Annotated in this window: 10 protein-coding genes, 2 pseudogenes and 1 riboswitch; of the genes and pseudogenes, 9 read left to right on the top strand and 3 right to left on the bottom strand. The window is 72.0% G+C overall.

The features are described 5' to 3' along the window. Positions 1-1,862 precede the first annotated feature (1,862 nt). From EKE94_RS04835 to EKE94_RS04825, 3 genes are read right to left on the bottom strand one after another with little or no spacing between them, the layout of a single operon-like run. Positions 1,863-3,113 (bottom strand): TRAP transporter large permease, encoded by a 1,251-nt coding sequence (locus tag EKE94_RS04835; RefSeq protein WP_127905417.1) that lies wholly within the window; start codon positions 3,111-3,113, stop codon positions 1,863-1,865. Further along, complete coding sequence (locus EKE94_RS04830) at positions 3,110-3,616, bottom strand: TRAP transporter small permease (protein WP_127905416.1); 507 nt, start codon at positions 3,614-3,616, stop codon at positions 3,110-3,112. The genes EKE94_RS04835 and EKE94_RS04830 overlap by 4 nt, the downstream gene beginning before the upstream one ends. 1 nt (position 3,617) lies before the next feature. After that, positions 3,618-4,616 carry a TRAP transporter substrate-binding protein gene (locus EKE94_RS04825; protein WP_206615007.1) on the bottom strand — a complete coding sequence of 333 codons (999 nt, stop codon included), beginning with the start codon at positions 4,614-4,616 and terminating at the stop codon, positions 3,618-3,620. A 457-nt stretch (positions 4,617-5,073) separates the two neighbouring features. After that, positions 5,074-5,192, top strand: a riboswitch (TPP riboswitch). An 80-nt stretch (positions 5,193-5,272) separates the two neighbouring features. On the opposite strand from EKE94_RS04825, the gene thiD reads away from it, so the two are divergent. The 9 genes and pseudogenes from thiD to EKE94_RS04780 all read left to right on the top strand — a co-directional run bounded on the left by thiD (position 5,273) and on the right by EKE94_RS04780 (position 12,162). Beyond that, positions 5,273-6,367: a bifunctional hydroxymethylpyrimidine kinase/phosphomethylpyrimidine kinase gene (thiD, locus tag EKE94_RS04820; RefSeq protein ID WP_235855895.1), complete on the top strand. Its 1,095-nt coding sequence runs from the start codon at positions 5,273-5,275 to the stop codon at positions 6,365-6,367. After that, positions 6,273-7,049: pseudogene (locus tag EKE94_RS19130) on the top strand (FAD-dependent oxidoreductase); the annotation flags it as partial. The gene thiD and the pseudogene EKE94_RS19130, both read left to right, overlap by 95 nt. Positions 7,050-7,448: 399 nt before the next feature. Then, positions 7,449-7,925: pseudogene (locus EKE94_RS04810) on the top strand (FAD-dependent oxidoreductase); the annotation flags it as partial. Next, positions 7,910-8,104 (top strand): sulfur carrier protein ThiS, encoded by a 195-nt coding sequence (thiS, locus tag EKE94_RS04805; RefSeq protein ID WP_127905415.1) that lies wholly within the window; start codon positions 7,910-7,912, stop codon positions 8,102-8,104. The pseudogene EKE94_RS04810 and the gene thiS, both read left to right, overlap by 16 nt. Positions 8,105-8,107: 3 nt before the next feature. Next, entirely contained in the window at positions 8,108-8,881 is a 774-nt protein-coding gene (locus tag EKE94_RS04800; RefSeq protein WP_127905414.1) for a thiazole synthase, read from the top strand. Continuing rightward, entirely contained in the window at positions 8,878-9,546 is a 669-nt protein-coding gene (locus EKE94_RS04795) for a thiamine phosphate synthase (RefSeq protein ID WP_235855894.1), read from the top strand. Before EKE94_RS04800 ends, EKE94_RS04795 begins: the two co-directional genes overlap by 4 nt. Then, positions 9,543-10,532 (top strand): HesA/MoeB/ThiF family protein, encoded by a 990-nt coding sequence (locus tag EKE94_RS04790; protein ID WP_127905413.1) that lies wholly within the window; start codon positions 9,543-9,545, stop codon positions 10,530-10,532. The genes EKE94_RS04795 and EKE94_RS04790 overlap by 4 nt, the downstream gene beginning before the upstream one ends. Beyond that, complete coding sequence (locus tag EKE94_RS04785; protein ID WP_206615006.1) at positions 10,529-11,494, top strand: ABC transporter substrate-binding protein; 966 nt, start codon at positions 10,529-10,531, stop codon at positions 11,492-11,494. Before EKE94_RS04790 ends, EKE94_RS04785 begins: the two co-directional genes overlap by 4 nt. After that, positions 11,491-12,162, top strand: a complete 672-nt coding sequence (locus EKE94_RS04780) for a TenA family protein (protein ID WP_127905412.1) — start codon at positions 11,491-11,493, stop codon at positions 12,160-12,162. Before EKE94_RS04785 ends, EKE94_RS04780 begins: the two co-directional genes overlap by 4 nt. Positions 12,163-12,372 lie beyond the last annotated feature (210 nt).

Raw genomic sequence — 12,372 nt, 5'->3', positions numbered from 1 at the left:
GGCGCAGGTCGCCGCGCAGGCGGCGCTTGACGCCGCGCAGGCCGATCTGGCGGCAGCCGAAGAGGCCCATCGCCGGGCGGAACGGCGCATCGCGGCCGAGGAGGGCGCGGCCCGCCGCGCCGAACTGGCCGACCGGATCGCCCGGGCCGAGGCCGCCCGCGCCGAGGGCGAGGCGCTGGCCGCCGCCGCGGCGCATGGGCCCGACGCCTCGGACCTGCGCCGGATCGAGGCGCTGGTCGCCGCCTGCACCACCGCCCGCGCGGCCCGCCGCGCCGCGGCGACCCAGTTGCGCATGCTTTACCTGCCCGACGCAGCGGCGCGGCTGACGCTGGACGGCGCCGAGCTTTCGGACGACACGCCCACCGCCGTGCTGCGCGCCGCGCGCCTGCGCATCGACGGGATCGGCGAGCTGACGATCGACCCCGGTGCCGAGGGGCAGGAGGCCGGCGCGGTCGAGGCGGCGGAGGCCGAGCTGCGCCGGGCGCTCGACGCCATCGGGGCCGCGGATGTCGAGGCCGCCCGCAGCCTGGCCGAGGCGCGGGCCGGGGCGGCGCGCAAGCTCGACACCGCGCGCACCACGTTTCGCAACCTCGCGCCCGACGGGCTCGACCCCTTGCGCGCCGCCCTGGCGCGGATCCCCGTGGCCGAGGAAGATCCGGAGGCGGGCACCGATGGCCCCGCGCCCGATCCCGAGACGACGCGCGCCACCCGTGACGCCGCGATCGCCGCGCGCGGCACCGCCACCGCCCGGCGCGACGCCGCGGCCGAGGCGCAGTCCGAGGCCCGCAGCGATGCCGCCCGCGCCGAAGCCGCCGAGACCGCCGCCGCCGACCGTCAGGCGCGCGCGGCGGCGGCGCTCGACCGGCTGGGCCCGCTTGACCCCGCGACGCTCGACACGGGCGTCAGCACGGCGGCGGCCGAGCTGACGGCGGCCGAGGCGCTGCACGATGAGGCCGCGCGCGACGCCCCCGATANCGAGGCGCTGCACGATGAGGCCGCGCGCGACGCCCCCGATATCGCCGCGGCCGAGGCCGCCCTGGCCCGGGCCCGCGCGATCGAGGACGAGGCTGCAGCCGAGATCGGCCGCCTGCGCCCCGAGATCGCCACGCTCGACGAACGCATCCGCCGTGGCGCCGGCGACGCGGTCGAGGAACGTCTGGCCGAGACCCAGCAGACACTCGCCGCGGCCGAGGCCGAGCTGGCCGGGATCGAGCACGAGGTCGCGGTGCTGCGGCGTCTGGAAGAGGCGCTTGAAACCGCCCGGGCCGCCGCGCGCGACCGCTACTTCGCCCCCGTGACGGCCGAGCTCGACCCGCTCTTGCGGTTGATCTGGCCGGACGCGGAACTGGCCTGGGGGCAGGACACGCTGCTGCCCGCGACGCTGACCCGCGACGGGCAGGAAGAGCCGCTGGGCATCCTGTCCGGCGGCACGCAGGAGCAGATCGCGCTGATGGTGCGGCTGGCCTTCGCCCGGATGCTGGCACGGTCCGGGCGGCACGCGCCGGTGATCCTGGACGATGCGTTGGTCTTCACCGACGACGACAGGATCGAACGGATGTTCGACGCGCTGCACCGGCAGGCGGGGGATCTGCAGATCCTCGTCCTGACCTGTCGCCAGCGGGCCTTTCGCGATCTGGGCGGCCGCAGCCTGCGGCTTGTGCCGCTGATCGAAAACGCCTCGGACTAGGCGCCGCCTTTCGGCGGGGCACAGGCGGGCCGAACGGGGCGCGCCGGGCGGCCCTGCACAAATGCCATGTACAGCACAGAGCAAGGGACCTTGCGGACGGGAGGGGCCGCGGCTCCGCCCCCGCGGTGACATTGGATTGGACCCGCCCCGCGCCCATGCGGCGCGGGGACGGGGCCTAGCCCAGAAGCATCGGCAGGTAGGCGATGCCCAGAAGGACGACAATCAGCGTCAGCAGGTAGGGCACCACGGCGCCCGCGATCCGCTCCAGCGGGATGCCGGTGACCGAGGAGGCGACGTAGAGGTTGATCGCCACCGGGGGCGTGATCATCCCGATCGCCAGCCCCACGACCATGATGATCCCGAAATGCACCGGATCGACGCCCAGCTGCATCACCAGCGGCAAGAGGATCGGCGTCAGGATGATCAGCGCCGACGCGGTTTCCAGGAACACGCCGGTGACGAGGATCACCAGCAGCACGAGGCCGAGGATCACCACGGGGTTGGGCGACAGCGACAGGACCGCATCGGCCAGCGCACGCGGCACCTGCCAGTTCGACAGCGCCCATGACAGCGCGGCCGAGGTGGCGATGACGAACATCACCACGGCGGTGGTGATGCCGGCGCGGATCGTCAGCCGGTAGATGTCGCGCAGCGACAGGTCGCGGTAGATGAAGAGCGACACGAGGATGGCGTAGTCGACGGCGACCACCGCGGCCTCGGACGGGGTGAAGATGCCCGAGAAGATGCCGCCCAGGATGATCACCGGCGTCATCAGTCCCCAGAAGGCCGACAGGAAGCTGCGCCAGATGGTGGTGAGCGAGAAGGGCGCGCCCTTGGGGTAGGCGCGGGCATAGCCCTGGTAGAGCGCGATCGCGATCAGCCCGCCGCCCATGGCGAGACCGGGCAGGATCCCGGCAAGGAACAGGTCGGCGACCGAGGTCTGCGCGATCACCGCGTAAAGGATCATCGGCACCGAGGGCGGGATCACCACGCCGATGGTGCCGCCCGCGGCGATCAGGCTGGCGGCCGAGGCGGGGCGATAGCCCTTGGCCTTGAGCTCGGGCACCAGCGAGGCGCTGACCGCCGCCGTGGTGGCCGCGCCCGAGCCCGAGATCGCGGCAAAGAACATCGCGGCGAGGATCGACACAACCGACAGCCCGCCGCGCAGCGCGCCGACCAGGGCGTCGGCCAGCGCGACCAGCCGGGCCGAGATCTTGCCCGCCGCCATGATGTCGCCCGCCAGCACGAACATCGGCACCGCGACCAGCGCGAAGCTGTCGATGCCCGCGAACATCTGCTGCGGCATCACCAGAAGCGGCGTGCCCCCGGCCCAGACCGCGGCCATGGTGCCCGCCCCGATGGCGATCGCCACCGGCACGCCGATCACCAGAAGGACGAGGAAGATCCCGAAGAGAAGAAGCGTCATTCGGCCTGTCCCGAAGCGAGGTCCGACCCCGCGCTGCGGCTGCCGCCGGCCAGGGCGGAGACGAGGCTGAGGCCCGCCATCACGCCGCAGGTCAGCGGAATGACCGAGTAGATGTACATCATCGGCACGCGCAGGGCCGCGGATTTCTGGTAGCTTTGCATGTTCATGTAGCGCCAGCCGATCCACGCCAGCGCGCCCAGGAACAGCGCCGCGGAGAGGTGCCCCAGCACCGACAAGGCCCGGGCGGGCAGGCGCGGCAGGCGGTCTGTCAGGACGGTGACCGCGATGTGCCGCCCCTCGGCCAGCGCCAGCGTCGCGCCGAGAAAGGTCAGCCAGACCAGCAGAAAGCGCGCGACCTCTTCGGTCCAGCCAGTGGCCGAGAACAGCACCCGCGTGACGATCTGCGTCGTGATGACGACGACCAGCGCCGCCATCACCGCAAAGACGACCGGGCGCAGAAGCGCCCGGATCGCAGTCTCGAGGCTCAGGGCGAGCCGGATCATCTTACTTCAGCTCGGACTGGATGCGGCCGAGGTAATCGCCGAAGCGCTCGCCGTATTCCTCGTAGACCGGGGTGATCTGCTCCTGGAAGGCGGTCAGGTCGGGGCTGTCGTTGATCTCCATCCCGCGCTCTTCCAGCTCGGCGATCTGCTCGGCCTCCATCTCGGCGATCAGGTCGCGTTCGAAGGCGGCGGCATCCTTGGCGGATTGCACCAGCACGTCCTGCGCGGGCTCGGGCAGGCGCTGCCAGACCGGCTGGCCCATGACGAAGATCGCGGGCGCATAGGTGTGCCGCGTCATGGTCATGTAGTCCTGCGTCTCGTCCAGCTTGAAGGCATGGACCACGCCCACCGGGTTTTCCTGGCCGTCGATGGTGTCCTGCTGCATCGCGGTCAGCGCCTCGGTCCAGGCCATCGGCACGGCGTTGGCGCCAAGCGCGCGGAAGGTGTCGATGTAGACAGGATTCTCCATCACGCGGATGCGCAGGCCGTCCAGATCGGCGGGTTCGGACACCGCGCGCTGGCTGTTGGTCAGGTTGCGGAAGCCGCGTTCGGCATAGGCGAGACCCTTGAGGTTGACCTCGGACAACCGGTCGAGCAGCTCCTGCCCGATCTCGCCGTCCAGCACCTCGTACGCCGCCTCGCGCGAGGGGAAGAGGAAGGGCAGTTCGAACACCGCCATCTCTTCGAGAAAGTTGGAGACGGGGCCATTGGTGATCAGCCCCATGTCGATCGACCCGATCTGCATGCCTTCGAGCAGGGTGCGTTCGTCCCCGAGCGAGGCATTGGGCGCGATTTCGATGGTGATCTTGCCGCCGGTGCGCTCAGAGACGAGGTCGCGGAACTCGACGGCGGCCAGGTGATAGGCGTCCTGTTCGTTGACGACATGCGCAAGGCGCAGCGTCACCGGGTCCATGTCGGCAAAATCCTCGGGCGCGGCGTGCAGCCCGGTTGCGGCGAGCGTCGCGGCGATCGCGGTGCCCATGAAATCACGGCGGAACATAATAAGGCCTCCCTATCCTCGGTGCGCGCGGACATTGGTGCAGCCCGCGGCGAAGGTCAAACCGCTTTTGCACATGCCCAAAGACGCGCCGCGGTGCCCGAAGTGCAGGCAACATGCACTAGGATCGCGGATGCGCGTGCGGGGGGCCGGATGGCGCGGAGGGCCTTGCAGGGCAGGGTGCCGCGTCTGCCCATGCGCTCCGACCCGGCCTGCGAATGGGCCGGGCCCTGATCCGGTTCGCGCAGGTGTGGGTTTCGCGACGAACACTCTGTTTCCCGATCACGAAGCGCTTCGGGCGCTCGGGTCCTCCCACCCGGCGCGCGCGCCGCGGTGGTCTTGCGGCGCCCCGATCCCGCTGTCGGGGCCGGGGTGCGGGCCCGAGCCCCGCTTCTGTGCCGGGCCTGCGCCAGGACGAGGAGGGGGCTTGTGCGGCACGGCGAAGCGGCCTAGCCTTCCGCTTGCACCGTTGGGGTGCCCTTGCGCGGCGGTATCGCGGCGCGGGGGCTGAGAGGCGCATGCCAACCCATCGAACCTGATCCGGGCAATGCCGGCGTAGGGAACGGGACCGACAATCGGGGCGCAGGCATCCATCCTGCGCCCGTGTTGCGCAGACCGCGCCCTGCCATGGCATCGCCCGCAAAGCGGAAGGGATGGCCATGGACCGCGTACAACAGATGCTGATCATCGCCGGTTCGGACAGCGGCGGCGGCGCCGGGATTCAGGCGGATATCAAATCCGCCTCGGCCCGCGGTGTCTATGCCGCCACCGCCATCACCGCGATCACGGCGCAGAACACCCGCGGCGTGCGGGGCGTCACGGTCCTGCCGCCCGATCTGGTCGCCGCGCAGATTGCAGCGGTGCTCGGGGATCTGTCCATCGACGCGGTGAAGATCGGAATGCTGGGCAACGCCGCCGTCACCCGTGCCGTCGCCCGCTCGCTGGACGGTTACGCGGGCCCGGTCGTGGTCGATCCGGTCATGGTGGCGAAGTCCGGAGACCGTTTGCTCGACCAGGATGCCGAGACGGCTCTGATCGCCCATCTTCTGCCGCGCGCCACCCTGCTGACCCCCAATCTGCCCGAGGCCGCCGCCCTGCTGCAGGATCACACCGACGCCAAGATGTCCGGGGGCAGGGTCCACGAGACAGCCGCGCAGGGCCGGGGCAACAGGGCCGAAGCCCACTCTGAACCCGGCAGGCGAGAGGGGGCGGAGACCGAGCGCCTCGACCCGGCGGCGCACGGTGCACAGTTGGCAGAGACCGGGATCGCGGGCCCTCGCGACCCATGCGCCGACGGGGCAACGACGGCGCATGGGGCAGGGGCGTGGGATCCAGACTTGAAAGGGGCGAAGGCCGCAGGCGCGTCCAGCCCGGCCTCTTCCTCAATGGCCCGTGACGACGCCGGGGAGGATCCGCTTTCGGCTGGCGGCATTGGCGCGCGGCTTCTGGCCTTGGGCGCCGGGGCCGTGCTGGTCAAGGGCGGGCACGCGACAGGGCCGGTCTGCTCGGATCTGCTGGTGACGCAGGCGGGCCGCCACCTGTTCGAGGCGCCGCGCCAATCCACGCGCAACACCCATGGTACCGGGTGCTCCTACGCCTCGGCCATCACGGCCGAGCTGGCGAAGGGCCAGGCGTTGCCACAGGCGGTCGCCGCCGCCCATGGCTGGCTGCAGGGCGCGATCCGCGCGGCCGATGGGCTGGGGGTGGGCCGGGGGCAAGGCCCGGTGCACCACTTCCACGAGGTCTGGCAATGACCGCCCCGGTCCCCGCGGTCGCGGCCAGCCGCAGGCGCGTTGCGTCCGGCTGCGCGGACCCGGACGCCAGGCGCGGACGTCGGGCAGTGGGCGCGGTTTCCCAGCCGAGGGGCGAGTGTGCACCGGCCCGCACACCCCACCGCGCCCCCGATCCGGCGGCGCCGCGGGTGGTCTGGACAGCCCGGCGGCTGGAGGCGCGACCATGAGCTCGCGGGTCACGATCCTCGGTGCCGGGGTGGCGGGGCTTTGCGTTGCGACCGAGCTGGTGGCGCGGGGGCTGCGGCCGCGCATCCTCGACCCCATGGGCGCCCCGGGGCGGCACGGATGTTCGTGGTGGGCGGGTGGCATGCTCGCGCCCTTCTGCGAGGGCGAAAGCGCCGAGCCCGAGGTCACCCGGCTGGGCCTGACCGCCGCCGACTGGTGGCAGGCGGCGGGCGCGCAGGTGCACCGGCGCGGGTCGCTGGTTGTGACGCTGGCGCGCGACCGGCGAGAGCTCGACCGCTTTGCCCGGCGGACCGGGGGACATGTCCGGCTGGATGGCGCCGGGCTGGCCGGGGTCGAGCCGGGGCTTGCCGACCGTTTCACGACAGCGCTGCACTTCCCGGAGGAAGCGCATGTCGATCCTCGGGCGGCCCTTGCGGCCCTGGTCGCGGGCCTCGACCGCGCCGGGGTCGTGATCGAGACCGAGGCGGCTCCCACCCACCATCCGGACGCGCCGTCTGATGCTGACGCAGGGGCAGCGCGGCCCTCCGGGGCCAGCCAAGATGCGACGCCGCGGTGCGACTACGCCACCGGCGAGGCCGCCGGCCGGGTGGCCGGCGCGCCGATGGGCGGTGCCGGGGTCGAAATTGCCGTCGGACGGGCGGTCGCCGAAGAGCGGTCGCCGGACCGGCTCGGGTCGGAAACCCGTTCCCGGCTCGTGACCGGCGGCGCCCCCCTGCCGGGCGCGAAGGGCGGGCAGGCAGACACTGGCCGCGAACGTGCAGCCGACGCTGGCATGGGCGACCCAACGCGTATTGCCTTGCCGACCGACCCCGGGCGGGCCGGTGATCCGCACGCGGGGCACACGGCCCCCGGAGAGCTGACCGTCGATTGCCGCGGGCTGGCCTCTTGCCCTCTGCTGCCCGGTCTGCGGGGCGTGCGGGGAGAGATGGCGGTGCTGCGGGCACCGGGTGTGACGCTCGACCGGCCCGTGCGGCTGTTGCACCCGCGCCACCCGCTTTACATCGTGCCGCGGGGCGATGGCCTTTACATGCTGGGGGCGACGCAGATCGAAAGCGCCGCACGCGGGCCCGCGACCCTGCGGTCGGTCGTCGAACTGCTCAGCGCGGCCTACGCGCTCGACCCCGCCTTCGGCGAGGCGGAGGTTCTGGAGATCGGCGCCGACGCCCGCCCGGCGTTTCCCGACAACCTGCCGCGTGTGCTGCGGCAGGGCGATACCATCCACGTCAACGGATTGTTCCGCCACGGCTTTCTGCTGGCGCCCGCGATGGCGCGGCGGGCGGCGGACATGATCCTAGGCACATCCACGGAAGGCAGACCATGCAGATCATGCTGAACGGTGAACCCCGCGATATCGCCGCGACCACGCTGGCGGCGGCATTGGACGAGCTGGGCTATGGCGAGGCCCGCGTCGCCACGGCGGTGAACGAGACCTTCGTGCCCGCCCCCCTGCGCGACCGACTTCTCGCCCCCGGCGATCGGGTCGAGGTCCTGACACCGCGGCAGGGGGGCTGAGTCATGCCGGTCTTCTACGGTACCGAGGTCGGATCGCGGCTGATGCTGGGCACGGCACAGTACCCGTCGCCCGGGATCCTGCGCGACGCCTTCCTGCGCTCGGGCGCGGGGATCGCCACCGTCTCGCTGCGCCGCGAGGGCGCGGGTGACGGCGCCGGCGCGGCGTTCTGGGAGCTGATCCGCGACATGGGCGTGCCGGTCCTGCCCAACACCGCCGGATGCCATTCGGTGCGCGAGGCCGTCACCACCGCCCACATGGCGCGCGAGTATTTCGGCACCGACTGGATCAAGCTTGAGGTCGTGGGCCACGAGGACACGCTGCAGCCCGATCCCTTCGGCCTGGTCGAGGCGGCGCGGATACTCTCGGACGACGGCTTTCGCGTCTTTCCCTACACCACCGAGGACGGGGTGCTGGGCGGGCGGCTGATCGAGGCGGGTTGCGAGGTGCTGATGCCCTGGGGGGCGCCCATCGGCACCGGGCTGGGGCTGAACAACATCTACGGTCTGCGTACGCTTCGGGCGCAGTTCCCCGACGTGCCGATGGTGATCGACGCAGGGCTGGGCCTGCCCAGCCAGGCCGCCCATGCGATGGAGCTGGGGTTCGACGCGGTGCTGCTGAACACCGCCGTCGCCCGGGCGGGCGATCCGGCCGCGATGGCCGAAGGCTTTGCGCTGGCGCTGCGCGCGGGGCGGCTGGCCTTTGAGGCCGATCCGATGGAGCCGCGCGACATGGCCGCGCCCTCGACCCCGCAACTGGGACTGGCGGTGCTGTCATGACGGCCGCCATGCCGCCCGACGCGACCCCCGATGCACCTACCGGCGGCCCCCATGACGGGGCCGCCCGGCGGCCGACGGACCGGTTCTACCCGATCTTCGACGATCCCGCGTGGCTGACCCGGGCGCTGCCCCTGGGCGTGCGGTTCGTGCAGATGCGGATCAAGGACAGGCCCGAGCCCGAGCTGCGCGCGGCCCTGACCGCCGCGCGGGATCTCTGCCGTCGGCATGGCGCGACGCTGGTGGTCAACGACCACTGGCGCCTCGCGATCGATCTGGGCTGCGACTGGGTGCACCTGGGGCAGGAGGACCTGGAGACCGCCGACCTGCCCGCGCTGCGTCGGGCGGGGGTGGCCTTTGGCCTGTCGACCCACGACGAGGCCGAGCTTGACCGCGCGTTGTCCTGCGCCCCTGCCTACGTGGCGCTGGGGCCTGTCTGGCCCACGATCCTCAAGCAGATGCGCTGGCACGAACAGGGGCTGGACCGGGTGCGCGCATGGAAGGCCGCGGTGGGCGATCTTCCCCTCGTCGCCATCGGCGGGCTGAGCGTGCCGCGCGCGGCAGAGGCCTTTGCCGCGGGGGCCGATATCGTGTCGGTCGTCACCGACATCACCCTGAACCGCGACCCCGAGGCCCGCATCCGCGCCTGGATCGAGGCCACGCGATGACCCGCTATGCCCGACAGGTGGCGGTGCCGGGGGTCGGCCCCGCGGCGCAGGCGCGGCTGCGCGGTGCGACGTTGCTGGTCGTGGGCGCCGGCGGTCTCGGGGCGCCGGTGCTGCAATACCTCGTGGGTGCCGGCGTGGGGGCGATCCGCCTGGTCGATCCCGACCGGGTGGATCGCGGCAACCTGCATCGCCAGACGCTGTTCCGCGAGACCGATCTGGGCCAGCCCAAGGCCGTCGCGGCGGCCGAGACGCTGCGCGCCCTCAACCCCGACACCCGAATCGACCCGGTGATCGGCGCGCTCGACCCGGGCAACGTCGCGCAGCTGGCCGAGGGCGCTGCCGCGGTTCTGGACTGCGCCGACAGCTTTGCGGTCAGCTACATCCTGTCGGACCACTGCCTTGACGCGCAACTGCCGCTGATCCACGCCTCGGTCGTCGGGCGCGAGGGGTACGCGGGCGGGTTCTGCGGCGGGGCGCCGTCGCTGCGCGCGGTGTTTCCCGATCTGCCCGACAGGCTGGGCTCTTGCGCCGAGGACGGCGTGCTGGGCCCGGTGGTTGGCGTGATCGGCGCGCTGCAGGCGCAGATGGCGCTGGCCGTCGCGGCAGGCTTGGAACCAAGCCCGCTGGGCCGGGTCGCAAGCTTCGATGCCGCGACGTGGCGGATGGGCGGGTTCGGTTTTTCCGGTGCTCCCGAACCCGAGCATGCACACCGTTTCATCGCGGCGGACCGGATCGGGGCAGATGACTTCGTCGTCGACCTGCGCCGCCCCGACGAGGGGCCGCTGGCCCACCCGGCGGCGCGGCGCCTGACGGTCGAGGCCATTGGTGCCGAGGGGCCGCGCCCGAAGCCGGGACAGCGCGCGGTTCTCTGCTGCCGCTCGGGCCAGCGCTCCTGGAACGCCGCCCGCCGTCTCGCCGCCGTCTGGGACGGCGACATCACCCTCGTCGCCCTCGGCGACACCCGATTGGAAGGAGACCTTCGATGATCCGTGCCGCGATTTGTGCCGCCACCCTTATTGCCAGCCCCGCGATCGCGCAGGACGAGATGACCGTGGCGCTCGACTGGTTCGTGAACCCCGACCACGGGCCAATCATACTGGCCGAAGAGCTGGGCTATTTCGAGGATGCCGGGCTGGACGTCGAGATCGTGGCGCCCGCCGACCCGGCCGATCCGCCCAAGATGGCGGCGGCCGGGCGGGCCGACCTTGCGGTGTCCTACCAGCCGCAACTGCACCTGCAGGTGGCCGAGGGGGTGCCGCTGCAACGTGTCGGCACGCTGATCGCCTCGCCCCTCAACTGCCTGCTGGTGCGGGACGACGGTCCGGTGGCCGACCTTTCCGACCTCGAGGGCCGCAAGATCGGCTTTTCCATCGCCGGCGTCGAAGAGGCGATGCTGGCGGCGATGCTGCGCGGCGCGGACCTGACGCTCGACGATGTCGAGCTGGTCAACGTGAACTTCGCCCTCTCGCCCGCGCTGATGGCGGGGCAGGTCGACGCGGTGATCGGCGCCTTCCGCAATTTCGAGTTGAACCAGATGAAGATCGAGGGCGTCGCCGGTCGCTGTTTCTACCCCGAGGAGCATGGCGTGCCGATCTATGATGAGCTGATCTACGTCGCCAACCCCGAACTGATGGACCCCGACCGTGTCGCCCGCTTCCTCGCCGCGACCGAGAAGGCCAGGCACTACATGCTGAACCATCCCGACAAGGCGTGGGAGGTCTTCGCCGGCTACGCGGGTGAGCTGGATGACGATCTGAACCGGGCGGCCTGGGCAGACACGCTGCCCCGCTTCGCGCTGCGTCCCGCCGCGCTGGACCGTGGGCGCTACGTGCGGTTCGAAGCGTTCCTGGAGGGCGCGGGCCTGGTGACCGGAACGCGCCCGGTGTCCGGCCTCGCCATCGAGATCGATCCGGCGCTTTCCGCCCCGCAGGAGGGCGCGGGGGAATGAGCTACGGCGCGACATTCCCTGCGTGGCGCGCGGCTGCGGGGCCCGCTTGGGACGCCTATACCCGCCACGCCTTCGTCGCGGGGCTGGGGCGGGGCGACCTGCCGCGCGTGGCGTACCTGCACTACCTGCGGCAGGACTACGTGTTCCTCGTCCATTTCTCGCGCGCCTGGGCGCTGGCGGCGACCAAGTGCGACAACATCGAGGACATGCGTCTTTGCGCCGCGACGCTGCATGCACTGATAGACGACGAGATGCGCCTGCATGTCGCGACCTGCGCGGCAGAAGGGCTGGACGAGGCGACGCTTTTCGCCACGCAGGAGGCCCCCGCGACCCTGGCCTATACCCGCTACGTGCTGGATGCCGGCCACGCGGGCGACCTGCTCGACCTGCTGGCGGCGCTGGCGCCCTGCGTCCTGGGCTATGGCGAGATCGGCGCGCGGCTTCTGGCGGAGGCGGGCGAGACGCCCTATCGCGACTGGATCGAAACCTACGGGGGGCCCGGCTATCAGGACCTTTGCACCCGGGTCGGTGGCCTGATCGACGGCGCCGTGGCCCGCCGGTTGGGCCCCGGGATGCAGGACAGCCCGCGCTGGGCGTCGCTGTGCGACAGGTTCGCCACCGCGACCCGGCTCGAGGTGGGGTTCTGGGACATGGGTCTGCGTCCGTGACCCCGCAAGCGGTATGCGGAGGGGGCCGTCGGCGTCGCCGGCTCTTGTGCCGGGGCCGCAAGGGACGGCCAAGGGGGCCTCAGGCGGTCGCCCGAAGATGCGGAGGGCCGGGATGCCGAACCTCCCTTAGGGTACCACGGGCCGGGTGTCGCAAGGGACGGACAAGGGGGCGCCATGCGGTTGCACGAGAACGCGGGTGGGCGGGATACC

Origin of the sequence: Mesobaculum littorinae (assembly GCF_004011175.1) — a bacterium.
Lineage (GTDB): Bacteria > Pseudomonadota > Alphaproteobacteria > Rhodobacterales > Rhodobacteraceae > Tranquillimonas > Tranquillimonas littorinae.
This window is presented reverse-complemented; position numbering and strand designations above follow the sequence as displayed.